The sequence below is a fragment of the Streptomyces sp. NPDC107575 genome, from assembly GCF_055657265.1.
The window spans coordinates 90,131-113,597 of sequence record NZ_JBVKBG010000003.1 but is presented as its reverse complement, the minus strand read 5'-3'; the positions used below and the strand labels follow the sequence as shown (position 1 = coordinate 113,597).

The following is a 23,467-nucleotide window of genomic DNA, read 5'->3' as shown; positions in this document are numbered from 1 at the left end:
TTGTGTGAACTTCTTTCGCCGGAAGCGTTGACGAAACAGAGCCGCGCTTCTAGCTTCAACGCGTCGTACTTCGTACGTCATATATGAGACGCGATACGCCATACGAGAGGCCCGCATGACCTCTGTGCCCACGCCGATCCCCTCCCGCACCCAGTACGTCCTGGAGGAGATCAAGCACCGCATCCTGACCGGGCAGTTGCGGCCCGGTCAGGCCCTGGTGGAGACCGACGTCGCCGCCCAGTTCGGGGTCTCCAAGACCCCGGTGCGCGAGGCCCTCAAGACCCTCGCCGGGACCGGGCTCGTCGTCATGAGCCAGTACAAGGGCGTCACGGTGCGCATGGTGGACGCCGACATGGCCCGCGAGGTCTACGACGTGCGGCTGCTGCTCGAACCGGAGGCGCTGCGCCGCACCGTGCGCCGCCGCGCCTCCCTCGACGCCGCTCGCGACGCCCTGCACAGCGCCGCCACCGCGGGCGACACGGCCCAGCGCTCGCTGGCCAACCGGGAGTTCCACCGCGCCCTCTACCTCCCGTGCGGCAACCCGCTGCTCGGCAGGATGCTCGACGAGGTCCGCGACCAGGCCGCCCTGGTGTCCGCCGTGGCGTGGGCCGCCGACCCCTCGTGGGACCGGGAGGCCGCCGAGCACCGGGAGATCCTGGAGCTCGCCCTCGCCGGTGACGCCCAGGGCGCCTCGCGCGCACTGCGGGACCACATCGCGTCGTTCGTCGAGCGGGCCTTCCCCGACGTGCGGGAGGACCGGGAAGAAAAGGGTGAGCACCACTCATGACTGCCACATCGGTCACGCCGGCCGCGTTCGAGACCCAGCGCGCCGCGCTCGCGGACGTGGTCGCGATCCCGGTGACCCCGTTCGCCGAGGACGGATCCGTCGACGAGGGGCGGTACCGGGCCCTGCTGCGGCGCCTGCTCGACAGCGGGGTGCGCACCCTCACGCCGAACGGGAACACCGGCGAGTTCTACGCCCTCACCCCCGAGGAGCGCCGCCTCGTCACGGAGGCGACCCTCGAAGAGGTGGGGGAGCGGGGCGTCGTCCTGGTCGGCGTCGGGCATGACGTGCCGACCGCGATCGAGGCCGCCCGGCACGCCCGCGAGCACGGCGCCCACATGGTGATGGTCCACCAGCCCGTGCACCCGTACGTCTCCGAGGTGGGCTGGGTCGACTACCACCGGGCCATCGCACGGGCCGTGCCCGAGCTCGGCGTCGTCCCCTACCTCAGGAACGCGGCGCTGCCCGGTGCCCGGCTCGCCGAGCTCGGCGCCGCCTGCCCGAACGTGATCGGCGTGAAGTACGCGGTGCCGGACGCCGCGCGGTTCGCCGGCTTCGCCCGGGACGCGGGCCTCGACCGGTTCGTCTGGGTGGCCGGGCTCGCCGAGCCGTACGCGCCCTCCTACTTCTCCGCGGGCGCCACCGGATTCACCTCGGGGCTCGTGAACGTCGCGCCGAGCGTCTCGCTGTCCATGATCGAAGCGCTTCGATCGGGCGACCACGCCGCCGCCATGAAGGTGTGGGAGCAGATCCGCCGCTTCGAGGAACTGCGCGGCGCCGACGCCTCCGCCAACAACGTCACCGTCGTCAAGGAGGCCCTGGCATCCCTCGGCCTGTGCCGCCGCGACGTCCGCCCGCCGAGCAAGGAGCTGCCCGAGGCGGAGCGCGCCGAGGTCGCCGGGATAGCGGCGGGGTGGTCCATATGACCGACGCGCCCAGAGCCCGGCTGGCTCCCGAACAGCTCCGCTCCCACCAGTGGTACGGCACCGAAGGGCAGCTGCGCACCTGGTCGCACAACGCCCGGATGCGCCAACTCGGCTACGAGGCCGAGGAGTACCAGGGCCGCCCCGTCGTCGCCGTCCTCAACACCTGGTCCGACATCAACCCCTGCCACGTGCACCTGCGCGAGCGCGCCGAGGCCGTGAAGCGGGGCGTGTGGCAGGCGGGCGGCTTCCCGCTCGAATTCCCCGTCTCCACGCTCTCGGAGACGTACCAGAAGCCGACCCCGATGCTCTACCGCAACCTCCTTGCGATGGAGACCGAGGAGCTGCTGCGCTCCTACCCGGTCGACGCGGCGGTGCTGCTCGGCGGCTGCGACAAGAGCACCCCCGCCCTGCTCATGGGCGCGGCCTCCGCCGACGTACCGGCGCTCTTCGTGCCGGCCGGGCCGATGCTGCCCGGGCACTGGCGCGGCGAGACCCTCGGCTCCGGCACCGACATGTGGAAGTACTGGGACGAGCACCGCGCGGGCAACCTCACCGACTGCGAACTGCGGGAACTCCAGGGCGGGTTGGCGCGATCGCCCGGCCACTGCATGACCATGGGGACCGCGTCCACCATGACCGCGGCGGCCGAGACCCTCGGCATGACCCTTCCCGGCGCCTCCTCGATCCCGGCCGTCGACTCCGCGCACGAGCGGATGGCCGCCGCCTCCGGTCGCCGCGCCGTCGACCTCGCCTGGACCGCGCTCAAGCCCTCCGAGATCCTCACCCCCGAGGCCTTCGAGGACGCCGTCACCTCGGTGCTCGGGCTCGGCGGCTCCACCAACGCCGTCATCCACCTGATCGCCATGGCCGGACGGGCCGGGGTGCCGCTCACGCTCGACGACTTCGACCGGATCGCACGCACCGTTCCCGTGCTCGCGAACGTACGGCCGGGCGGACAGACGTACCTCATGGAGGACTTCCACTTCGCCGGCGGCCTGCCCGCGTTCCTCTCCCGCATCGCCGACCTGCTGCACCTCGAACGGCCCACCGTCAACGGGCGGTTCGGCGACCAGATCGAGGGCGCCGAGGTCCACGACGACGACGTGATCCGCACCCGTGCGAACCCGGTCGCGGCCGAGGGCGGCGTCGCCGTCCTGCGCGGCAACCTCTGCCCCGACGGCGCCGTCATCAAGCACATCGCCGCCGACCCGCGACTCCTCAAGCACACCGGCACCGCCGTGGTCTTCGACGACTACAGGACCATGCAACGCACCATCAACGACCCGGAGTTGGGCATCACCGCCGACAGTGTCCTGGTGCTGCGCGGCTCGGGCCCCAAGGGCGGGCCCGGCATGCCCGAGTACGGGATGCTGCCCATCCCCGACCACCTGCTCAAGCAGGGCGTGCGTGACATGGTGCGGCTCTCCGACGCCCGGATGAGCGGCACCAGTTACGGGGCGTGCGTCCTGCACATCGCCCCCGAGTCGCACGTCGGGGGGCCGCTCGCGCTCATCCGCAGCGGCGACACCGTCACGCTCGACGTCGCCGCCCGCTCCCTCCGACTCGACGTCAGCGACGAGGAGTTGGAGCGGCGGAGAGCCGAGTGGACGCCACCCGCCGAGCGTCACCGGCGCGGCTACGGCGTGCTCTACGACGAGCAGATCACCCAGGCCGACACCGGCTGCGACTTCGCCTTCCTGGCGCGGTCCGGCACGGTCCAGGACCCGTACGCGAGCTGAGCCACCCCGCACGACCGCCGGCCTTCATGGCCGACACCCCGAACACCGTCTGCGAAGCGTTTCGATACGTGCCCCGTGCAAGCGCTTTCTACGGACCCGTGAAGAAGCAAGAAGCACCGACCTGAGCCACCGAGAACGGAGTTCCCGTCATGGCCCAAGCCGCAGCCGTGGCCAAAGCCCCGGGGGGCGCGTCGCCGCCCCGGCGCCGCAAGTCAGCCACCCCGCGCAGGCTCCCGTATCTGCTGATCGCGCCCGCCGGGCTGCTGATGCTGGGCTTCATCGCGTATCCCGTCATCAGCGTCTTCTACTACAGCGTGCAGCACTTCAACCCGACCAAGCCGTGGCGCAACGGGTTCGCGGGGCTCGACAACTTCGTCACCGCGTTCACCAACGACCCGGACTTCTGGCGGACGCTGGGCTTCAGCCTCCAATGGGTCGTCGTGCAAGTGGTGCTGCAACTGCTGCTCGGCCTCGGGCTCGCGCTCGTCGTCAACCAGACCTTTGTCGGCCGCGGCATGGCCCGCGCCCTGGTCTTCTCGCCGTGGGCCGTCTCCGGCGTGCTGACCTCGGCCGTCTGGATGCTGCTCTACAACTCGCAGACCGGCATCACGCGCTACCTCGCCGACATCGGCATCGGCTCGTACGGCACGTCCTGGCTCTCCGACACGGCGACCGTCTTCCCCGCCGTCGTCACCGCCGAACTCTGGCGAGGCGTGCCCTTCTTCGCGATCCTCATCCTCGCCGACCTGCAGTCCGTGTCGAAGGACCTGTACGAGGCGGCCGAGGTCGACGGGGCGAGCCGGCTGCGGCAGTTCTTCCACATCACGCTGCCGCACCTCAAGGACGCGATCATCCTTTCCACGCTGCTGCGCGCGGTCTGGGAGTTCAACAACGTCGACCTGCTCTACACCCTCACCGGCGGCGGACCCGCGGGCGAGACGACCACCCTGCCGCTGCGCATCGCCTCCATTGCCGTCGACAGCCACGACTTCGGCTACGCGTCCGCGCTGACGTCCATCGCCTTCGTGATCCTCCTGTTCTGCTCGATGATCTATCTCCGCCTGAGCAAGTTCGGGGGCGAGGACAAGTGACCGTCAAGGAAGCCCGGTTGACCGCCACCACGACCGCGCCCGTCGCCACCGCCTCCGGCGGCGGCCGGCACCGCGCCGCCCTCACCCCCTCCAAGAAGGGGAGCGACGGACCTTCCTGGGAGCACGTCCCGCGCTGGCAGATCTATGTGCCGCTCGGCGTCTATCTCCTCTTCACGCTCGTCCCCTTCTACTGGATGCTGCTGTTCGCGTTCCGGCCCGCCGGATCCACGTCCCTCGTGCCGTGGCCGCTCACCTTCGAGCACTTCGACAAGGTGTGGAACGAGCGGTCCTTCGCGGTCTTCTTCCAGAACAGCCTGCTCGTCGGACTCGCCTCGATGCTGATGACGACGGTCGTGGCGCTGGCCGGCGGCTACGCGCTCGCCCGCTTCAACTTCCGGATCAAGCGGGGCTTCATGCTCGCGCTGCTGTGCTCGCAGTTCATTCCGGGCGCCCTGATGCTGGTCCCGCTGTTCCAGATCTTCGCCAACCTGCGGCTGATCAACTCGCTCGGCAGCGTCATCATCGCCGAGACCGTCTTCCAGCTGCCGCTCACGATGATCCTCATCAGCGGCTTCATCAAGAACGTGCCGTACTCGCTGGAGGAGGCCGCCTGGGTCGACGGCTGCGGACGCTTCCGCGCCTTCTGCGCCGTCGTGCTTCCCCTTCTGCGGCCCGGCCTCATCGCGGTCGGCTCCTTCGCCTTCGTGCACAGCTGGAACCACTTCCTGTTCGCCCTGATGTTCCTCTCCAACCAGGACAAGCAGACGATCCCCGTCGGGCTCGCCACCCTCATGGGCGCGGACTCCGTCGACCTGGGCGCGCTCGCGGCCGGCGGCGTCGTGGCCGCGCTGCCCGTGGTGATCGTCTTTGCCTTCATTCAGAAATGGCTCGTCACGGGGTTCAGCGCGGGGGCGGTGAAGGGATGACAAGCACTATGAAGATCAAGTCGATCATGCAGACGGACAACAGCGGCCCGATGCACGAGCCCGTTCCCGTCGTCCTCGCGGGCGCGCGCGGACACGGCCGCTGGCACATCAACAACCTGCGGGGCCTCGCCGAGGCGGGCCGCGTGCGGCTCGTCGGAGTGTGCGAGCTGCGGCCCCTGGACGGGGCGGAGCTCGACGGCTTCGACGCCGGAGACATCGTCCAGAGCGCCGACTTCGGGGAGCTGCTCGACCGCACCGGCGCCCGGATCGCGATCATCTGTACCCCGATCCCCACGCACACGGATCTGGCCCTGGTCGCCGCCGAGCGGGGCGTGCACCTGCTCCTGGAGAAGCCGCCCGCGCCGTCATACACGGAATACGAGCGGATGGCGGCCGGGGTCGCCGCGGCGGGGATCGCCTGCCAGGTCGGCTTCCAGTCGCTCGGCTCGCATGCGGTGTCTCATATACGAGATCTCGTACGCGACGGCGCCATCGGCGAGCCCCTCGGCATCGGCGCCGCCGGAGCCTGGGCCCGCGACGAGGCCTACTACCGGCGCGCCCCCTGGGCAGGACGCCGCCGCCTCCCCGCCGACGGAGGCACCGGCACCGGCGCGGGCCGCACGGTCGACGTCGTCGACGGCGTGCTCACCAACCCGCTCGCCCACGCCGTCGCCACCTCCCTCGCCCTCGACGGCGCGACCGGCGGCGCCGACCTCACCGCGATCCGCACCGAGCTGTACCGCGCCAACGACATCGAGGCCGACGACACCTCGTACGTCGAGCTGACCACCCGCACCGGATCGCGCGTCACCGTCGCGGCGACGCTGTGCGCCGAGCGGCCCGACGAGCCGTACGTCGTCGTGCACGGGAGCCGCGGCCGGATCACGTTCTGGTACAAGCAGGACCGCGTCCTCGTGCAGCGCGCGGGCCGCGGCCCGGAGGAGTCCGTGCACGGGCGCACCGACCTCCTGGCGAACCTCGTCGACCACCTCGCCACCGACGGGGAGACGCCGCTGCTCGTGCCGCCCGCCGCCACCGGGGCGTTCATGCGCGTGGTCGAGGCGATCCGGCTGGCCCCCGACCCACTGGCGCTGCCCGCCGACGCGTGGAGCGAGGTGCCCGCCGACCGGCCGGGCACCGTACGCCGGGTGGTGCACGGCGCCGACGGGCTCGTCGCCGCGAGCGCCGACGGCCTCACGGGGTTCGCCGGGCTCGGCGCGTCCTGGGCCCGCCCCGGAGCGGAGGCCACGTCATGACCCGCACCCTGCACGGGCTGGCCACCGCCCCGCTGACGCTGAGCTGCGCGGGCCGCCCCGTCGCCCGCTACGAGATCCGGCCGTACGCCGGGGAAGACGCGCGCCGCCTCTCGCCGCGCCCCTTCCTGCACCCGGTGACCACGCTCGCCGGCACCCCCGTCACCGAGTTCGCGCCCGCCGACCACCCGCACCACCTCGGGGTGGGCGTCGCCGTGCCGGACGTCGCGGGGCGCAACTTCTGGGGCGGGCGCACCTACGTCGAGGGCCGGGGCCCGACCGAGCTCGACAACCACGGCGAGCAGCGGCACCGCGCGTTCAAGCTGTGCGACCCGGACGGGTTCGTGGAGGACCTGGACTGGATCGCGGACGGCTGCGTGCCGCTCCTGCGCGAGCGCCGCACCGTGGCCGTGACCCAACTGTGCGACGACGCCTGGGCGTTGGACTTCACGTTCTCGCTCACCAACCCGTCGGACGCCGGTCTGAGCATCGGCAGCCCCGCGACGAACGGCCGCCCCGGCGCGGCGTACGGAGGTTTCTTCTGGCGGGCGCCCAAGGAGGCCGCGGCCCCGGCGGTGTTCACAGCCGCCGCCGAGGGCGAGGCCGCCGTGCACGGCCGCCCCGCCGACTGGCTGGCCATGGCGGGCGACGGCTGGACCCTCGTCTTCGCGGGCGCCACCGCCGAGACCCGCCGCGACCCGTGGTTCGTCCGCACCGACGAGTACCCGGGCGTCGGCTCCTCGCTCGCCTCCGCGGCCCGGCTGACCGTCGGCCCCGGCGACACCGTCGTACGCCGCGTGGTCACGGTCGTCGCCGACGGGGCGCTCGACCGGAAACGGGCCGCGACGCTCGTCCGCAAGGCGGTGGCCGCATGAGCCGCGTGCCGCGCAGAACCGGCGACCTGGGCGACGGCACGTACCGCAACCCGGTGCTCGCCGCCGACTGGTCCGACCCCGACGTGGTCCGGGTCGGCGAGGACTTCTACCTGACCGCGTCCAGCTTCGGCCGCGCTCCCGGCCTGCCGCTGCTGCACTCCCGCGACCTCGTCAACTGGACGCTCGTCGGGCACGCCCTCGACCGCCTCGAACCCGCTGAGGCGTTCACCACGCCGCGCCACGACTGCGGCGTGTGGGCCCCGGCGATCCGCCACCACGACGGCCGCTTCTGGATCTTCTGGGGCGACCCCGACCACGGCGTGTACCAGGTCAACTCCCCGTCCATCGAGGGGCCTTGGACGGCCCCGCACCTGATCAAGGCGGGCAAGGGCCTCATCGACGCCTGCCCGCTGTGGGACGAGGAGACCGGCGAGGCGTACCTCGTGCACGCCTACGCCAAGTCCCGCGCCGGCATCAAGAACCGCCTCACCGGCCACCGCATGGCACCGGACGGCAGTGAACTCCTCGACGAGGGCGCAGTGTTGATCGACGGGGACCGCATCCCCGGCTGGTTCACCCTTGAGGGCCCCAAGCTCTACCGGCACGACGGCTGGTACTGGATCCTCGCCCCCGCGGGCAGCGTCGAGACCGGCTGGCAGGGCGCCTTCCGCTCCCGCTCGTTCTTCGGGCCCTACGAGGAGCGGGTCGTGCTCGAACAGGGCGACACCGACGTCAACGGCCCCCACCAGGGCGGATGGGTGCGCACCACGGCGGGTGAGGACTGGTTCCTGCACTTCCAGCAGCGCGGCCCGTACGGGCGGGTGGTGCATCTGCAGCCGATGCGCTGGGACGCCTCCGGGTGGCCGGTGATCGGCGACGACGGCGCCCCCGTCGACGTACACGAGAAGCCGAAGCTGCCGCCGCGGCCGGTGACGGCGCCCCAGGCGGACGACGACTTCCCCGGCGGGCGCTTCGGGCCGCAGTGGCAGTGGGCGGCCAACTCCGAGGCGGACTGGACGAGTTCGCACGAGGAGGACGGCCTGCGGCTCGCCTGCGTGCGCTCCGCCGACGGGGTGCGCGACCTGCGCCGCGTACCGCACCTGCTGACACAGCGGCTGCCGCTCCTGCCCAGCCGGGTGGAGGTCGACCTCCGGCTCGATGCCACAACTCCCGGCGCCCGAGCCGGACTTGCCGTCCTCGGGGACGCATACACCTGGATCGGCCTCGAGCGCGGGGCGGACGACACGGTCCATGTCGTGCACCGGTTCGCCGAGACCACCGCCGACGCGGAACGCGACGCCGCCCATCCGCGCGCGGCGCCCGGCGCGACGGCACGGCTGCGCGTCGACATCGCCGACGGGGCCCGCTGCCGCTTCTTCGTCGACACCGGAGACGGTTTCCGGCGCCCGGGCCAGGTGTTCGCCGCCCAGCCCTGGCGCTGGGTCGGCGCCCTGCTCGGCCTGTTCGCGGCGGCGCCGCCCGGTGGTCAGGCCGCCGGCGCCGCACGGTTCACGCACTTCCGCAGCACCACCCTCCAGTTGGATCCAGAAGAAGAGAGCCGACCATGACCATCAGTGCACGCAGAGGAACCCGCAGCGGCATCCGCAGATCCGCCCTGCGCACCGGCACCGCCGTCGCCATCAGCACCGTCCTCGCCCTGACCGCCACGGCCTGCGGCGACGACGGCAGCGGTGCGGGCGGCGACAAGGGGAACGAGGGTTCGGGCAAGGGTGAGATCACCTTCTGGGACAACAACACGGCCGTGCGTCGCGACGTCTGGATGGAGATCATCAAGGACTTCGAGAAGAAGTACCCGAACATCAAGGTCAAGTACGTCGGCATCCCCGCCGAGAACGTGCAGTCCAAGTACGACACCGCCATCCAGGGCGGCGGACTGCCCGACGTCGGCGGCGTGGGCACCGCGATGCTCGCCGGGATCGCCGCGCAGGGCGCCCTCGAACCGCTCGACGAGCGGATAGCGACGAGCTCGCTCAACGGGAAGCTCAACGACGCCTTCATGGAGTCCGTGAAGTCCGCGGGCGCGGGCGACAAGCTCTACGAGCTGCCGACCTCCGCCAACAACGGCGTCCTCTACTACCGCACCGACCTGTTCAAGAAGGCGGGCCTGGGCGCGCCGACGACCTGGGACAAGTTCTTCGACGCGGCGGCCAAGCTCACCGACACCGGCAAGAACGAGTTCGGTTACACCATCCGCGGCGGCGAGGGCTCCATCGCGCAGGCCCTCGACGCGACGTACGGGCAGAGCGGCATCACCTCGTTCTGGGACGCGGACAACGAGAAGACCACGGTCAACGACCCGAAGAACGTGGCCGCGCTGCAGAAGTACGCCGACCTCTACAAGAAGGCGACGCCGGCCGCCGACGTCAACAACGACTTCACGAAGATGGTCGCGCAGTACGACAGCGGCAAGATCGGCATGCTGAGCCACAACCTCGGCTCGTACGGCGACCACGTGAAGGCCTTCGGCACCAAGTTCCGCGGCATCCCCAACCCGACCGGCCCGGGCGGCACCCGCGTCCAGGTCTCCAACCCGGTCGACGGGCTCGGCCTGTTCAAGGCGAGCAAGAACAAGAAGGCCGCCTGGAAGTTCATGGAGTTCGCCGCCTCGCACGCGGAGAACAGCAAGTGGAACGAGTCGGCCAAGCAGATCCCGGCCAACACCGAGGCCGCCAAGGACGACTGGGTGCAGAAGTCCGAGCCGACGAAGCTCGCCGCCGAGGCGCTGCAGTCCGGCTCCACCAAGATCGTGCAGCTGCCGTACTACCTGCCGGACTGGAACACCATCTCCAAGGCCGACAACGAGGACGACTTCCAGAAGGTCATGCTCGGCAAGACGACGGCGAAGACCTTCCTCGACTCGCTCGCCGACCAGCTCAACAAGGCGCAGGCCGAATGGAAGCAGCAGGCCAACTAGCGCTCGCCATATGCCTGTTCACCTCTGACCGGGCCGGCGGCGGGACGCCTCGTGCCCCGCGGCTCCCGCCGTCGGCCCTCCACACACCTTCATGAAGCACGCTCATGAAAGGACGGCACACCGACGTGTCGACCACCCGAAGATCCGCTCTGGCCGCCCTCGCCTCGCTGCCCCTCGCGGCGGCCCTCGCCTCTCCCGCGCCGGCGGCCACCGCCCGCCGCGACGACCGGCGGACCCTCTTCGTCGCGGGCGACTCCACCGCCGCCCAGAAGTACCTCGACGCCAAGCCCGAGACCGGCTGGGGCATGGCCCTCCCGTTCTTCCTCGCCGACCGCGTCCGCGTCGCCAACCACGCGGTCAACGGCCGCAGTTCGAAGAGCTTCGCCGACGAGGGCCGCCTGGACACGATCCTCGCCGCGATCCGCCCCGGCGACCTCCTCCTCATCCAGTTCGCGCACAACGACGAGAAGAGCGCCGACCCCACCCGCTACACCGAGCCCTGGTCGACGTACCAGGACTGCCTGAAGCTGTACGTCGACGGGGCCCGGGCCAGGGGCGCCCGCCCGGTGCTCGCCACCGCCGTCGAGCGCAGAAAGTTCGACGCGGGCGGCAACCCCGTGCCCACCCACGGCGACTACCCGGCGGCCATGCGCGCCCTCGCCGAACGGGAGGGCGTCGCGCTGCTCGACATCCAGGCGCTGTCCCTCGCGCTGTGGCGGGGGCTCGGCGTCGAGGGCACGAAGACGTACTTCAACTGGACCGCGACCGAGCAGGACAACACGCACTTCAACCCGCCGGGCGCGATCGCGGTCGCCCGCCTGGTCGCCACCGAACTGCTGGGCCGCAAGGTGCTGCCCGCCCGCGACGTGCGCCGCACCGGCGACGGGCCCGACGCCCTCGACGAGCTGGACCCGGCCTGGCACTCCCGCCTGACCTGGCTCGCCGGAACCACCCCCGTATGACATCCGCCGCCTGACATCTCCCCGACACCGTCCTCCAGGAGCCGCACAGTGAGAGCACACAGGAAGAGCAAGCAGAGATACGCGGTCGTCGCCGCCGGCTGCACCGCCGTCGTCCTCGCCGTCACCGGCACGGTCACCGCCGCGGGCGCGGCGGAGCCCCACGGCCGCGACCTCGCCCGCCAGACCCTCGCCAAGGGCGACGGCTGGGGCTCGGCCACCACCGGCACCACGGGCGGGGCCGCCGCCGACGCCGCACACGTCTACACCGTCACCACCTGGGCCGAGCTGAAGGCCGCCTTCGCCGACGGCGGCACCGCCCCCAAGATCGTCAAGATCAGGGGCACCCTCGACGCGGACGGCGCGACCTGCGCCGACTTCGCCGCCGACGGCTACGACTTCGACCAGTACCTCGCCGCTTACGACCCGAAGGTCTGGGGCTACGACAAGGAGGTGACCGGCGAACAGGAGGACCTGCGCGCCGCGTCCGCCGCCGCCCAGGCCAAGGCCATCAAGGCGAACGTGCCCGCCAACACCACGATCATCGGCGTCGGGAAGAACCCGGGCATCGTCGGCGGCAGCCTCCAGATCAACGGCGTCGACAACGTCATCGTGCGCGGCCTCACCCTGGAGTCCCCGCTCGACTGCTTCCCGCAGTGGGACCCGACGGACGGCGACACCGGCAACTGGAACTCCGAGTACGACGCGGCCGTCGTCTACAACTCGACGCATGTCTGGCTGGACCACAACGAGTTCACCGACGGCGCCCACCCCGACTCCACGCTGCCCAGCTACTACGGCCGCATCTACCAGCAGCACGACGGCGAGCTCGACATCGTCAAGGGCGCCGACTACGTGACCGCGTCCTGGAACGTCTTCGCCGACCACGACAAGACTTTGATGATCGGCAACAGCGACGGCGCGGCCGCCACGGATCGCGGCAAGCTGCGCGTGACCCTGCACCACAACCTCTTCAAGAACCTCGTCGAACGGGCCCCGCGCGTCCGCTTCGGACAGGTCGACGTCTACAACAACTCGTATGTGGGCAACGCCGATTACGCGTACTCGTTCGGCATCGGCTTCGAGTCGCAGCTCTACGCGGAGAAGAACGCGTTCACGCTGCCCAAGGGAACGTCGGCGGGCGCCGTCCTGCACCGCTGGAACGACTATCCCCTGACGACCACCGACAACCGGGTCAACGGCAAGCGGGTCGACCTCGTGGCGGCCTACAACGCGGACCACGCGGACGCTCCCCTCCGCGCGGGCGCGGGCTGGAAGCCGGCCCTGCGGGGGCATGTGGACCCGGCGAAGTCGGTGCCACGGGTGGTCGCGCGGGGCGCAGGCCCGCGCCAGCTCCATTGATCAAGCCCCGCCGGCGATTGAGGCGCGGGGTCCGGGGCAGAGCCCCGCGACGTGCGCCCCGATCGCCGGCCACATTCCCAGGGAGCCGCACCATGCCCACCCATGTCCCCAGACGGAGCGTCATCGTGGGCGCGGCGCTCGCCCTGAGCGCCACCACCACACCGTCGAACGCCACACCACCCCGTAGAAACCCCTTCGGCCGCTACGGCTCACCCAAGACCCGCCTCACCCCGAAGACCCTCTACGTACACCCCCGCGGCGCCGGCGACTTCACCACCGTGCAAGCAGCAACATCCGCCGCAACGACCCCCGGTCACACCCTCGTGCTCGCCCCCGGCACCTACCGGGAAACGGTGAACGTCCCGGCCACGGCCACCGACGCGACCTGGATCGGCGCCACCGGCGACCCCCGCGACACGGTCATCGTGTACGACAACGCCGCCGGCACCCCGAAGCCCGACGGCTCCGGCACGTACGGCACCACCGGCAGCGCCACCGTCACCCTGCGCCCCGACGGCTTCACCGCGCACCACCTCACCTTCGCCAACGACTGGTTGCGCGCGGACCACCCGGGGATCACCGGAACGCAGGCCGTCGCGGTCAAGGTGACGGGCGACCGCTCGGCGTTCCACCAATGCCGCTTCCTCGGCCACCAGGACACCCTGTACGCGGACTCGCCCGCGCTGACCGCTTTCTCCCGGCAGTACTTCCACGACTGCTACGTCGAGGGCGACGTCGACTTCGTCTTCGGGCGCGGCACCGCGGTCTTCGAGCGCTGCGACTTCCGCACGCTCGACCGCACCGACCTCGGCTCCGCCCCGTACGGCTTCGTGTTCGCGCCGTCCACGGCGGGCGCCAACCCGCTCGGCTTCCTGGTCACCCGTGCCCGGATCGGCTCGACGGCCCCGGACGCGTACTACAAGCTGGCCCGCCCCTGGGTGCCCAGCTCCGACACGACGGCCAGGCCCGCCCTGGTCGTCCGCGAGTCGCGGCTCGGCCGCGGCATCGACGCGGCCGAGCCCTACGCCAACATGTCGGCGAGCTTCCCGTGGCAGGAGCAGCGGTTCGCGGAGTACCGGAACACCGGCCCCGGCGCCGCGGTGTCGATCCCGGAGAACCGACCGCAACTCACCGCGGAACAGGCGGCCGCGCACACCCGGGAGACGTATCTCGGGCAGTGGCGGCCGTGGGAGTGAGCCGCGCCGTCCGTCAGCCCAGGTGCCACAGGGCGTAGGTGACGAACAGCAGCACCAGGCCCGCGAGGGTCAGCGCCGCGCCGAGGACACGGAGGTAGCCCACGGGTGCCAGGCCGCGAAGGTCGAACGCCCAGCTGAGACCGGCCGATATGGCGACGACCCCGCCCACGGCGAAGAAGCCGAGAAGGACCGGCGATGTGGCGCGGTCGCCGGCGGCGAGGGGGAGAAGACTCGTCGGGGTCACGGTCACGGTGGGGGCCTGCATTCTGTGGGTCGAAGCGCTTCCTCCGACCCTAGAAGGGGCCCCTTCAAGGGTCGGTCAACAAGGCGCCATGCAGGAGCAATGGTGCGGCCATATCGGCGTCGGGTATCGATCGGGTAAAGCCGGTCGCGGGACTCATGTGATGCGCGTAGACATGCATCCACCTGCACGAATCCCCCCGTCCTCGACGGCTCCCGCAGTCGTCACGGCCAGAATTGGATCACGTCACCGATGCGCAAGCGCCATCTCGCCGCCGCCACAGCGACGGTCGCTTCCCTCGTACTCGCCGGCGTCGTCACCGCCGGCTCCGCCGACGCGGGCTCCACCGGCGACAAGGCCACGGCCGAGCCGCACAACATCGGCCTCCTCACCAAGGAGATCGACTCCTACTACGGCGCGAAGCAGGACGCCGACGGCGTCTGGCAGGCCTCGCCCGACAGCCCGTACGCCGATGACCTCGCCCGTATCGAGAAGGGCGCGAAGCGGCAGATCGCCGCGGCGGCCCGGCAGCACCACGGCAAGGGCGACAGGCCCGCGATCGTCTTCGACATCGACGACACGCTGCTGCTCAGCCTCGACTACGAGAAGAAGACCAACTACGTCTACAACGACGCGAGTTGGAAGGAGTACGTGGGCAAGGCGAACCGCCCCGCCGTCTTCGGCACGCCCGCGCTCATCCGGTACGCCGAGTCCAAGGGCGTCGAGGTCTTCTACAACTCCGGGCTCGGCGAGACGCAGCGCGCCGCCGCCGTGGAGAACCTGAAGAAGGTCGGCATCGACGTCAACCTCGACGCGGACCACGTCTTCCTCAAGGACAAGGCGAACCCGCCCGCGTACCTGGCCGGCTGCGCCACGGCCGCCGCCTGGAACTGCACGACGGTGCAGTACAAGTCGGCGACGCGCAAGCACATCGAGTCCCGTGGCTACGACATCGTCGGCAACTTCGGCGACCAGTACTCGGACCTGGAGGGCGGGTACGCGAACAGGACGTACAAGCTCCCGAACCCGACGTACTACGTGGACTGACGCCGACGGGCCCGTGGGGTGCGGCCGCCCGGCCGCGGCCGCACCCCACGGTCGTTGTCGGTTCAGTCGTAGGACAGGTCGGACGCCGTGTACCGGCAGTACGTGCCGTCGGGGCCGCTGCCCAGCTCCTTGGGCTCGTCGCCGGTGTCGTTGCCCTCGTACCGGATGCACGGCTTGATCTTCTTGCTGCTGTCGCCGTGGATGCGGACGTTGCGCAGGGCCGCCGTGTCCCCGTAGTTCGAGTTGATGCCGACGATCGACTTGCCCGGCGCCGTCACGTCGACGTCGTTGATGGTGATGGTGCGGTTCTTGTACTGCGTCGAGCAGTTGCCGCAGGAGCGGACCAGCTTGCCGAAGTCGGAGACCTGGAACTTGGTGACGACGAGCTTGCCCGCGCCGTTGAACTGGAACACCTTGTCGTCGGCCTTCTTCGCGCCGCCGCCGTACACCGTGTAGACGGACGACGTCGACTTGCCCTTGAAGGTCGCCGCGTCCTCGCCGACGTCCTCCCACCACACGTTCTGCAGCGTGCAACTGCCCGCGCAGTGCACGCCGTCGGCGGCGGGGGAGCCGATGATCACGTTCTTGAGGGTGGCGCCGTCCTTCAGGTTGAAGATCGGGTCCTGCCCCTCTTCCTGTCCGTCGCCGCCGAGGTCCCCGGAGCCGTAGAACCGCTTGAGCCCGCCGTCGTACGTGCCCGAGACGGAGATCGAGCTGCTGACGGCCTTGGTGCCGGTGGCCGTCGGCCAGGCGGACGCGGCCCCCGCCGTCCCGAGCATGCCGCTCGCCATGAGCGCGCCCCCGGTCAGCGTGAGCGCCCCGAGCCCACCGAGCAGGGCTCTGCGGCGGGTGGTGCGGCGGCGATGAGTGTGTCGCGATGTGTTGGTCATGCCCTTCAGTGGTCACTGACGGGGGAAGGGTTGCCGCCGCTTCTTCTTTATGCGAAATCCCCGTCCACAAAGGCCCGTTGGCCTCCAGTGGTCCGCCCGGTGACCGCATAGGAGTCGGCGCCCGCGTCCCGGCCGCCCTCCGCGTGGTTGTACTGCCCGGCGAACACGTGTTGCCCCACCGGCACCGTCCGCCCCGGCCTCAGCACCCACCGGTACACGAGGAACCCGTCCCGCTCGCTCACGTACTCCTTGAAGTCAGTGGCGGGCAGTGAGCGCCAGTGCCCCGTGCTGTTGACCTTCCCGGTCTGCGCCACCCGCAACTCGACGGTCAGCGAGGCCAGTTCGGTCTTTGTCCTGAACGTGACGTTGGACTGCGCCCAGTACGCGTTGGACCCCGGGTCCACCGAACCGTCGGCCCACAGCGGGTCGGCCGTGGGCGACACCGCGACCTGCCGCTGCTGCGGCCCCGGATCGGTGCGCAGCGCCGAGCCGACCGCGAAGCCGCCCACCGCGAGCGCCCCCGCGGCGCCCGCCGTCAGCGCGGCGACCCGTACCCAGCCCACCGCGGGCCGCCGCTCCGGCTCGTGCAGCCCGCGCTCGACACGGGCGAGCATCCGCGCGCGGTCGGGGCGGTGCGCGTCGGCGGCCTCGCGCAGCCGCTGCCGCACGTCCTCCTCGCTCATCCGCGCCCCCCTTCCGTGGCGTCGAGTGCGGCGCCGACCGAGCGTACGCGCCCGGACGCGGGCTCGCCCGAACCGCCGTGCCCCAGCCGCCGTTCCAGCTCGGCCATGCCCTTCGAGGTCTGGCTCTTCACCGTACCGACCGAGACGCCGAGCGTGAGCGCGGTGTCCTTCTCCGACAGGTCGAAGGCGTGCCGCAGCACCACGCAGGCCCGCTTGCGGAACGGGAGTTCACGCAGCGCGCCCTGCACGTCGACGACCGCCGGAACGTCGGGCCCGTCCGTGCGGTCCTGCCGGCCGGACCAGAAGAGCGCCACACGCCGCCGCTCGCGCACCGCGCTGCGGATCCGGGTGCGCGCGAGATTGGCGACGACGCCGCGCGCGTACGCCACCGGGTGCTCGGCGTCCCGCACCCGGTCCCAGCGGTGCCAGAGCGCGAGCAGGGCGTCCGCCGCGAGATCGTCCGCGGCGTCCGCCTCGCCCGTCAACAGGTGGGCGAGGCGCGCGAGTTCGCGGTGGTGCCGTTCGAAGAAGGCATGGAACTCGGCAGAAGCGGAATCGTCCCCGGCGTCCACGACCGTGCTCACGCGATCCCTCCCTCACAGTGGCGGCCCGATGGGGGAGGCGTGAGCGTACCAGCGTTGTGTACGACGCACCGAAGGGTGTCCGTGATACCGGACACCCTTCGGTGGAACTGTGGTTGAGGAGGCGTCAGTTCTTGAGTGCCGCCGCCATCATCGCCTTGGCGATCGGCGCCGCCAGGCCGTTGCCGCTGACCTCGGAGCGGGCGGCGTCGGACTGCTCCACGAGCACCGACACCGCGACCTTCTTGCCGGACGAGTCGTCCTTCGCGTACGAGGTGAACCAGGCGTACGGGGTCTGGCTGTTGTTCTCGCCGTGCTGCGCCGTGCCCGTCTTGCCGCCGACCGTCGCGCCGTCGACCCGCGCGTTCGTGCCGGTGCCCTCCGAGACGACGGTCTCCATCGCGGACTGCAACTGCGTGGCGGTCCGCTCGCTGATCACCCGGGTGCTGTCGTCGTCCGCGAACTCCTTGACCGCGTCGCCGTCGGCGTCCGTCACCTGCGACACCATGTGCGGGGACGCCTGCTCGCCGCCGTTCGCGATCGTCGCGGAGACCATCGCGATCTGCAGCGGCGTCGCCGTCACGTCGAACTGGCCGATGCCGGACAGGGCCGTCTGCGCGTCGTCCATCTTCGACGGGTACTTGCTCACCCCGGCCCGCACCGGCACATCCGTCTTGGCGTCGTTGAAGCCGAACTTCTCGGCCGTCGCCCGGACCTTGTCCTTGCCCAGGTCGGCGGCGACCTTGCCGAAGACGTTGTTGCAGGAGTACTGCAGCGCCGTGCGCAGCGTGGCGTTCTCGCAGGGCGCTGAGGCGCTCTCGTTCTTCAGGTACGTGCTGGTGCCGGGGAGCTTGTACGGGTTCGGCGACTGGGTCTTCTCGTCGATCGACGAGTACAGGCCGTCTTCCAGGGCCGCGGCCGCGACCACCAGCTTGAACGTCGAGCCGGGCGGCAGCGCCTGCTTGAGCGCCCGGTTCACGGTCGGCGCCTCCTTGTCCTTGGAGAGCTTCTGCCACGCCGCGGCGTCCTCGGAACCGGAGCCGCTGATCTTCGACGGGTCGAAGGACGGCGTCGACACCATGCCGAGGATCCTGCCCGTGTCCGGGTCGATCGCGACGGCGGCGCCCTTCTTGTCGCCGAGCGCGCTGTACGCGGCCTTCTGCACCCCCGGGTCGATCGTCGTGACCACGTCACCGGGGTCGCTGCTCTTGCCCGTGAGCGTGTCCAGGGGGCTCTTCAGCTGCGTGTCGGTGCCGTCGAGCACGCTCTGATAGATCCCCTCCAGCTGCGTGGCGCCGTACACCTGCGAGGTGAAGCCGGTCACCGCCGAGTACAGCGAACCGTCGGTGTAGGTCCGCTTGTACTTCAGGTCGCTGTCTTCGCCCGTCTTCGTCGAGCCGGTCACCGCCTTTCCGCCCACGATGATGTCGCCGAGCGGATTCGCGTACTGCGAGATGGTCTTCCGCCGGTTGTCGTCGCTGTTGGCGAGGGCCTGGCCGTCGTAGAACTGCACCCAGGTCGCCCTGACCAGCAGGGCGAACACGAGGAGCAGCGTAAAGACGGAGGCGCGCCTGATCGTCTTGTTCATCGCGTACGGAAGACGAGCGGATCGGCGCGATTCGTTCCTGGTGGTGCGATTTCTCACCGTACGTTCATGTGGTGCCCGGCGCCGGTGTTGCGGTCGCGGGGCTCTGCCCCGGACCCCGCGGGCTCTCGTACGAAAGGCGGGCTTGATTTGCCCGGCTTGATCGTCAGAGCCTGCGCGTTGCCAAGGTCAACCGGTCCCGCGCGTCGAACAGGGCGTCCTTGACCATCTGCTCGTGCGCGGGCGTGAGGCGGGCCACCGGGACCGAGCAGGAGATCGCGTCGCGGGCCGGGGTGCGGTACGGGATCGCCACGCCGAAGCAGCGCAGCCCCAGCGTGTTCTCCTCGCGGTCGACCGCGAAGCCCTGCTCCCGGATCTGGTGCAGTTCCTCGATGAGCTTCTCGCGGTCCGTGATCGTGTGCTCGGTCAGCGAGGGCAGCGTCTCCGGGAGCAGCTTGCGCACCTGCTCGTCGGTGTGGGTGGCGAGCAGCGCCTTGCCGAGCGACGTGGAGTGGGCGGGCAGCCGGCGGCCGACGCGGGTGAAGGGGCGCAGATAGTGCTGCGACTGCCGGGTGGCGAGGTAGACGACGTTCGTGCCGTCGAGCCGGGCCAGGTGGATGGTCTCCGTCGTGTCGTCGGAGAGCCGGTCGAGGGTGGGGCGGGCGGCCGCCACGACCTCGTCGCCGTCGATGTACGAGGTGCCGACGAGGAGGGCGCGCACCCCGATGCCGTACCGCGTGCCGGTCGCGTCCGTCTCCACCCAGCCGAGGTCCACGAGCGTGCGCAGCAGCATGTACAGGCTGGACTTCGGGTACCCGACGGCCTCCTGCACCGCGGCCAGGGAGTGCATCCCGGGGCGGCCCGCGAAGTACTCGAGCAACTCCACGGTCCGCACCGCGGACTTCACCTGCCCGCCGCCTGCCGCGGCCCCCGTCTCGTCTGCCGACATCGCCCTTGACCCCTTCGTTCGACGAGAAATAGTCTCGGTGAGTAGTTCATCATCAGAGACAGCGTTCAGTATATCGAACGATCCTCGTCGCTCACCCTGGTGCGCGGCGAGAAAAGCTGGAGGAATGTGCCGTGGCAGCAACACCAGTCTGGAGTGTCGACCCCCGAACCGGGAAGCAGCGGGAGCAGGTCGCGGACGAGGCCACGGCGCAGGAAGTGGACGAGGCGGTCCGCGCCGCGCAGGACGCCCGCGCCGCCCTCGCCGACCGCACCGTCCGCGCCGCGTTCCTGCGCACCGCGGCCGACCGCCTGGAAGAGGCCAAGGACCACCTCGTCGAGGCGGCGGACGCGGAGACCGCGCTCGGCCCGGTCCGGCTCACCGGTGAACTCGCCCGCAGCTGCTTCCAGTTGAGGAAGTTCGCGGACATCGTCGACGAGGGCGCCTTCCTCGGCGTCGTCATCGACCACCCCGACGACACGGCGACGCCGCCCATCCCGGACCTGCGCCGCTACAAGATTCCGCTGGGCGTCGTCGCGGTCTACGCGGCCTCGAACTTCCCGTTCGCCTTCTCCGTGCCCGGCGGCGACACGTCGAGCGCGCTCGCGGCCGGCTGCCCGGTCGTCGTCAAGGCGCACCCCGACCACCCGGCCACCTCCGAGCTGGTCGCCGCCACCATCCGGCGGGCCGCCGCGGAGCACAGCATCCCGGAGGGCGTGCTCGGTCTCGTGCACGGCTTCGAGGCGGGCGTCGAGCTGGTCAAGCACCCGCTGGTGGCCGCGGCCGGCTTCACCGGTTCCGTACGCGGCGGGCGCGCGCTCTTCGACGCCGCCGCCGCGCGTCCGGTGCCGATCCCGTTCCACGGCGAGCTGGGCTCGCTGAACCCGGTCGTCATCACCGAGGCCGCGGCCGCCGAGCGCGCCGACCAGATCGGCACGGGGCTCGCCGGTTCCATGACGCTGGGCGTCGGCCAGTTCTGCGTGAAGCCGGGTCTCGTCTTCGCGCCGAAGGGCGAGGCGGGCGACACGCTCGTCAAGTCGCTGACGGCCGCCGTCAGCGACACCGCCTCCGGCGTGCTGCTCGACCACCGCATGCGCGACAACTTCGTCGCCGGTGTCGCCGCGCGGGCCGAGCTTCCCGACGTGGAGGCGCCGGTGACGCCCGGCGCGGGCAGCGAGCACACGGTGGCGCCCGGCTTCCTCACGGTTCCGGCCGGTCGGCTCGCGACCGAGGGCGGCGCGCACGACCTGCTCCTGGAGGAGTGCTTCGGCCCGGTGACGGTCGTCGCCCGCTACGAGACGGCCGACGAGATCACGGCGGTACTCAACCGCCTCCCCGGCAACCTCACGGCGACGGTCCAGCTGTCCTCGGGCGAGGCCGTCGGCGAGGGGCGCGGCGCCGAGATCCTCGCCGAGCTGACGCCCATCGCGGGCCGCGTCCTCGTCAACGGCTGGCCGACCGGTGTCGCGGTCGCGCCCGCCCAGCACCACGGCGGGCCGTACCCGGCGACGACATCGACGTCCACGTCGGTGGGCGGCACCGCGATCGAGCGCTGGCTGCGCCCGGTCTCGTACCAGACGACGCCCGAGGCGCTCCTCCCGCAGGAGCTGCGCGACGACAACCCGCTGGGGCTGCCGCGCCGCTTCAACGGCCGCCTGGAGAACTGACCGGACGGGGCCCGCGGACCTGCGGGCCCCTGCCAGACTGGCGGCATGGATCTCGAAATACCGCCCCTGCCCTTCCCGTTGCGCACATACGGACCCGACGGCCACTGGTCGTACGAGGACGGGGTGCTCACCGGGTGGGCGGGGCCGCGCCAGGACCGGTTCGTGCCGCCGACCGGTTCCTCGCTGGAACCGGCGTCGGACGCGCCGCGGCTCCTCGGGGCCCCCGACGGTGACTTCCAGCTGATCGCCCGTGTGACGGTCGGCTTCGAGGCGGCCTTCGACGCGGGGGTCCTCTACGTTCACGTGGGCGACCGGGAGTGGGCGAAGCTCTGCTTCGAGCGGTCCCCGGACGAGCCCACGATCTGTACGGTCGTCACCCGCGGTCACTCCGACGACGCGAACGCGTTCGTGGTGCCGGGCTCCTCGGTGTGGCTCCGCGTCAGCCGCACGGGCTCGGCGTTCGCCTTCCACGCGTCGACCGACGGTTCGCGGTGGACCTTCATCCGCATCTTCTCCCTCGGCGACGAGAAGTCCGCGTCGTCGGCCCTGGTCGGCTTCCTGGCGCAGTCCCCGGTGGGCGAGGGCTGCGTCGTCACCTACGACCACATCGAACACCGGTCGACGTGGCCGAAGGGCTTGCGGGACGGCTCGTAACGGGCGGCTCCGCCGGGGGGACGTGGTTCGTGGCGGGGGCCGGGGTTTGCTCTCACGTAGCCCGTGGCCTGGCCTGCTCGGCCCGCGACGGGGCCCGGCGCACAGCCTCCGTGCCTGGCCCACCTCCCACCCTCCCGCCCCCTCCGGGGGCTTCGGCCCGGATTGCCTCGGCCCGGTTTCCGTTCCTGGCTCACTTTCCACCTCAGCCGGGAGCTTGGGCCCGGGTGCGGTTCGTCCCGGGCGAGACGAGCCCGGTCCGCACTGCGGCTCGCCTCGCCTCGGCGCCTGAGCCCACTTCCCACCCACCCGCCCCCTCCGGGGGCCTCGGCCCGGAGTGCTTCGGGCCGGAGCGTGGCGCGGCCCCCGTTCCAGGTCGGCGACGCCCCCGGGCGAACCGTTCCGGTTGTCGCCCGGCGTGCCCGTCCGCTGGAGCCATCGGGGCCGCGCCGGCCCGGGGCCGCCCCGATGCCTCCGGCCCGTCGCCCGGTGTGGGTGTCCGCTTGATGCGGTCGTGGTTCCGGCCTCGCGAGGCCGGGTGTCAGATGTGGCCGCGTCACCCGGCCAGGTCGCTCGGAGCCGGGGCGACCCGGCACACCTGACCACCTGCCTCGCAACCGCCCCCGGCTCGCCCCGCTCGGCCCGCGAGGTGCCCGACCCCGGTCGTCGACGGCCCTTGCCGTAGGTGCCCGAAGCGCGGGGAGCGGTCCGGGAACCGTTTGGGCTTCGGCCGGGACGGCCGGGCACCGGGGGCTCCGACCGGAGCCCCCGGAGGGGGCGGGTGGGTGGGAGGTGGGCGAGGAACGGAGCTGAGCGCGGACGGCGTGCACGGCCGATCGGTACGGCCCGCACGGTGCCGTGGGTCGGCCGCAACGGCCGGTACCGCGGGCCGACCGTTGCCGCCGCCCCACCCCGCCGGGCAATTGGCCACCGCGGACGTAGGACCGCCCCCCGGCCCCCGTCAGGCATTGCCTCCACCCGGGCCCGTGTGCCCGCCCACTCCACTACAGGCCGGGCGCACGCCCCCCCCGTCACACCACCTCCCCGCCCCCACCACCCCACCCACCCGCACAAATCACGCCGCCCGACCACCCCCGGCGAAACCCCGACGGCGTCGAACCGCGTCATCA

21 protein-coding genes are annotated in these 23,467 nt (G+C 71.4%); 15 read left to right on the top strand and 6 right to left on the bottom strand.

What is annotated here, in order from left to right; translation table 11 throughout:
- The first annotated feature begins 115 nt into the window (after positions 1-115).
- The 12 genes from ACZ7L4_RS13745 to ACZ7L4_RS13690 all read left to right on the top strand — a co-directional run bounded on the left by ACZ7L4_RS13745 (position 116) and on the right by ACZ7L4_RS13690 (position 14,046).
- On the top strand, positions 116-787 hold the full coding sequence (locus ACZ7L4_RS13745; RefSeq protein WP_472102213.1) for a GntR family transcriptional regulator: 672 nt from the start codon (positions 116-118) through the stop codon (positions 785-787).
- On the top strand, positions 784-1,710 hold the full coding sequence (locus ACZ7L4_RS13740) for a dihydrodipicolinate synthase family protein (protein ID WP_450817648.1): 927 nt from the start codon (positions 784-786) through the stop codon (positions 1,708-1,710). The genes ACZ7L4_RS13745 and ACZ7L4_RS13740 overlap by 4 nt, the downstream gene beginning before the upstream one ends.
- Positions 1,707-3,449, top strand: coding sequence for an L-arabinonate dehydratase (gene araD, locus ACZ7L4_RS13735; RefSeq protein ID WP_472102211.1), 1,743 nt, complete (start codon positions 1,707-1,709; stop codon positions 3,447-3,449). Before ACZ7L4_RS13740 ends, araD begins: the two co-directional genes overlap by 4 nt.
- Before the next feature lie 149 nt (positions 3,450-3,598).
- On the top strand, positions 3,599-4,540 hold the full coding sequence (locus ACZ7L4_RS13730) for a carbohydrate ABC transporter permease (RefSeq protein ID WP_472102209.1): 942 nt from the start codon (positions 3,599-3,601) through the stop codon (positions 4,538-4,540).
- A complete protein-coding gene (locus tag ACZ7L4_RS13725) occupies positions 4,537-5,466 on the top strand; it encodes a carbohydrate ABC transporter permease (RefSeq protein WP_472102207.1) in 930 nt (309 codons plus the stop codon). The genes ACZ7L4_RS13730 and ACZ7L4_RS13725 overlap by 4 nt, the downstream gene beginning before the upstream one ends.
- 8 nt (positions 5,467-5,474) lie before the next feature.
- Entirely contained in the window at positions 5,475-6,722 is a 1,248-nt protein-coding gene (locus tag ACZ7L4_RS13720; protein WP_472102205.1) for a Gfo/Idh/MocA family protein, read from the top strand.
- Complete coding sequence (locus ACZ7L4_RS13715; RefSeq protein ID WP_472102203.1) at positions 6,719-7,594, top strand: DUF6807 domain-containing protein; 876 nt, start codon at positions 6,719-6,721, stop codon at positions 7,592-7,594. The genes ACZ7L4_RS13720 and ACZ7L4_RS13715 overlap by 4 nt, the downstream gene beginning before the upstream one ends.
- Entirely contained in the window at positions 7,591-9,162 is a 1,572-nt protein-coding gene (locus ACZ7L4_RS13710) for a glycoside hydrolase family 43 protein (protein ID WP_472102201.1), read from the top strand. The genes ACZ7L4_RS13715 and ACZ7L4_RS13710 overlap by 4 nt, the downstream gene beginning before the upstream one ends.
- On the top strand, positions 9,159-10,529 hold the full coding sequence (locus ACZ7L4_RS13705) for an ABC transporter substrate-binding protein (RefSeq protein ID WP_472102199.1): 1,371 nt from the start codon (positions 9,159-9,161) through the stop codon (positions 10,527-10,529). The genes ACZ7L4_RS13710 and ACZ7L4_RS13705 overlap by 4 nt, the downstream gene beginning before the upstream one ends.
- Before the next feature lie 104 nt (positions 10,530-10,633).
- Positions 10,634-11,491: a rhamnogalacturonan acetylesterase gene (locus tag ACZ7L4_RS13700; protein ID WP_472102197.1), complete on the top strand. Its 858-nt coding sequence runs from the start codon at positions 10,634-10,636 to the stop codon at positions 11,489-11,491.
- Positions 11,492-11,539: 48 nt separating this feature from the next.
- Positions 11,540-12,850 carry a pectate lyase family protein gene (locus ACZ7L4_RS13695; RefSeq protein WP_472102195.1) on the top strand — a complete coding sequence of 437 codons (1,311 nt, stop codon included), beginning with the start codon at positions 11,540-11,542 and terminating at the stop codon, positions 12,848-12,850.
- A gap of 92 nt (positions 12,851-12,942) precedes the next feature.
- Entirely contained in the window at positions 12,943-14,046 is a 1,104-nt protein-coding gene (locus ACZ7L4_RS13690; RefSeq protein WP_472102193.1) for a pectinesterase family protein, read from the top strand.
- A gap of 13 nt (positions 14,047-14,059) precedes the next feature.
- Here ACZ7L4_RS13690 and ACZ7L4_RS13685 read toward each other — a convergent pair whose 3' ends face one another.
- Complete coding sequence (locus tag ACZ7L4_RS13685; RefSeq protein WP_426885852.1) at positions 14,060-14,290, bottom strand: hypothetical protein; 231 nt, start codon at positions 14,288-14,290, stop codon at positions 14,060-14,062.
- Between the two features lie 249 nt (positions 14,291-14,539).
- On the opposite strand from ACZ7L4_RS13685, the gene ACZ7L4_RS13680 reads away from it, so the two are divergent.
- Complete coding sequence (locus ACZ7L4_RS13680; RefSeq protein ID WP_472102191.1) at positions 14,540-15,334, top strand: HAD family acid phosphatase; 795 nt, start codon at positions 14,540-14,542, stop codon at positions 15,332-15,334.
- Between the two features lie 62 nt (positions 15,335-15,396).
- Here ACZ7L4_RS13680 and ACZ7L4_RS13675 read toward each other — a convergent pair whose 3' ends face one another.
- The 5 genes from ACZ7L4_RS13675 to ACZ7L4_RS13655 all read right to left on the bottom strand — a co-directional run bounded on the left by ACZ7L4_RS13675 (position 15,397) and on the right by ACZ7L4_RS13655 (position 20,022).
- Complete coding sequence (locus ACZ7L4_RS13675; protein WP_472102189.1) at positions 15,397-16,224, bottom strand: pectate lyase; 828 nt, start codon at positions 16,222-16,224, stop codon at positions 15,397-15,399.
- A gap of 47 nt (positions 16,225-16,271) precedes the next feature.
- Positions 16,272-16,907, bottom strand: a complete 636-nt coding sequence (locus ACZ7L4_RS13670; protein ID WP_472102187.1) for a hypothetical protein — start codon at positions 16,905-16,907, stop codon at positions 16,272-16,274.
- On the bottom strand, positions 16,904-17,491 hold the full coding sequence (locus ACZ7L4_RS13665; protein WP_472102185.1) for a SigE family RNA polymerase sigma factor: 588 nt from the start codon (positions 17,489-17,491) through the stop codon (positions 16,904-16,906). The genes ACZ7L4_RS13670 and ACZ7L4_RS13665 overlap by 4 nt, the downstream gene beginning before the upstream one ends.
- Before the next feature lie 124 nt (positions 17,492-17,615).
- Positions 17,616-19,076, bottom strand: coding sequence for a peptidoglycan D,D-transpeptidase FtsI family protein (locus ACZ7L4_RS13660; RefSeq protein ID WP_472102183.1), 1,461 nt, complete (start codon positions 19,074-19,076; stop codon positions 17,616-17,618).
- 163 nt (positions 19,077-19,239) lie between these two features.
- The gene (locus ACZ7L4_RS13655) at positions 19,240-20,022 is read right to left on the bottom strand and encodes an IclR family transcriptional regulator (protein ID WP_450818179.1); all 783 of its coding nucleotides are present in this window, start codon (positions 20,020-20,022) and stop codon (positions 19,240-19,242) included.
- Between the two features lie 131 nt (positions 20,023-20,153).
- Here ACZ7L4_RS13655 and ACZ7L4_RS13650 point away from each other — a divergent pair, with 131 nt between their 5' ends.
- Together ACZ7L4_RS13650 and ACZ7L4_RS13645 are read left to right on the top strand one after the other, a co-directional pair.
- The gene (locus ACZ7L4_RS13650; RefSeq protein ID WP_472102181.1) at positions 20,154-21,686 is read left to right on the top strand and encodes an aldehyde dehydrogenase (NADP(+)); all 1,533 of its coding nucleotides are present in this window, start codon (positions 20,154-20,156) and stop codon (positions 21,684-21,686) included.
- Positions 21,687-21,731: 45 nt separating this feature from the next.
- A complete protein-coding gene (locus tag ACZ7L4_RS13645) occupies positions 21,732-22,340 on the top strand; it encodes a DUF1349 domain-containing protein (RefSeq protein ID WP_472102179.1) in 609 nt (202 codons plus the stop codon).
- Positions 22,341-23,467: the final 1,127 nt, after the last annotated feature.

Bases quoted from the DNA above. Each gene is read 5' to 3' on its own strand.
- ACZ7L4_RS13745 (WP_472102213.1), top strand. From the start codon at position 116: ATGACCTCTGTGCCCACGCCGATCCCCTCCCGCACCCAGTACGTCCTG.
- ACZ7L4_RS13740 (WP_450817648.1), top strand. From the start codon at position 784: ATGACTGCCACATCGGTCACGCCGGCCGCGTTCGAGACCCAGCGCGCC.
- araD (WP_472102211.1), top strand. From the start codon at position 1,707: ATGACCGACGCGCCCAGAGCCCGGCTGGCTCCCGAACAGCTCCGCTCC.
- ACZ7L4_RS13730 (WP_472102209.1), top strand. From the start codon at position 3,599: ATGGCCCAAGCCGCAGCCGTGGCCAAAGCCCCGGGGGGCGCGTCGCCG.
- ACZ7L4_RS13720 (WP_472102205.1), top strand. From the start codon at position 5,475: ATGAAGATCAAGTCGATCATGCAGACGGACAACAGCGGCCCGATGCAC.
- ACZ7L4_RS13715 (WP_472102203.1), top strand. From the start codon at position 6,719: ATGACCCGCACCCTGCACGGGCTGGCCACCGCCCCGCTGACGCTGAGC.
- ACZ7L4_RS13710 (WP_472102201.1), top strand. From the start codon at position 7,591: ATGAGCCGCGTGCCGCGCAGAACCGGCGACCTGGGCGACGGCACGTAC.
- ACZ7L4_RS13705 (WP_472102199.1), top strand. From the start codon at position 9,159: ATGACCATCAGTGCACGCAGAGGAACCCGCAGCGGCATCCGCAGATCC.
- ACZ7L4_RS13700 (WP_472102197.1), top strand. From the start codon at position 10,634: ATGAAAGGACGGCACACCGACGTGTCGACCACCCGAAGATCCGCTCTG.
- ACZ7L4_RS13690 (WP_472102193.1), top strand. From the start codon at position 12,943: ATGCCCACCCATGTCCCCAGACGGAGCGTCATCGTGGGCGCGGCGCTC.
- ACZ7L4_RS13680 (WP_472102191.1), top strand. From the start codon at position 14,540: ATGCGCAAGCGCCATCTCGCCGCCGCCACAGCGACGGTCGCTTCCCTC.
- ACZ7L4_RS13675 (WP_472102189.1), bottom strand. From the start codon at position 16,224: ATGACCAACACATCGCGACACACTCATCGCCGCCGCACCACCCGCCGC.
- ACZ7L4_RS13670 (WP_472102187.1), bottom strand. From the start codon at position 16,907: ATGAGCGAGGAGGACGTGCGGCAGCGGCTGCGCGAGGCCGCCGACGCG.
- ACZ7L4_RS13660 (WP_472102183.1), bottom strand. From the start codon at position 19,076: ATGAACAAGACGATCAGGCGCGCCTCCGTCTTTACGCTGCTCCTCGTG.
- ACZ7L4_RS13655 (WP_450818179.1), bottom strand. From the start codon at position 20,022: ATGTCGGCAGACGAGACGGGGGCCGCGGCAGGCGGCGGGCAGGTGAAG.
- ACZ7L4_RS13645 (WP_472102179.1), top strand. From the start codon at position 21,732: ATGGATCTCGAAATACCGCCCCTGCCCTTCCCGTTGCGCACATACGGA.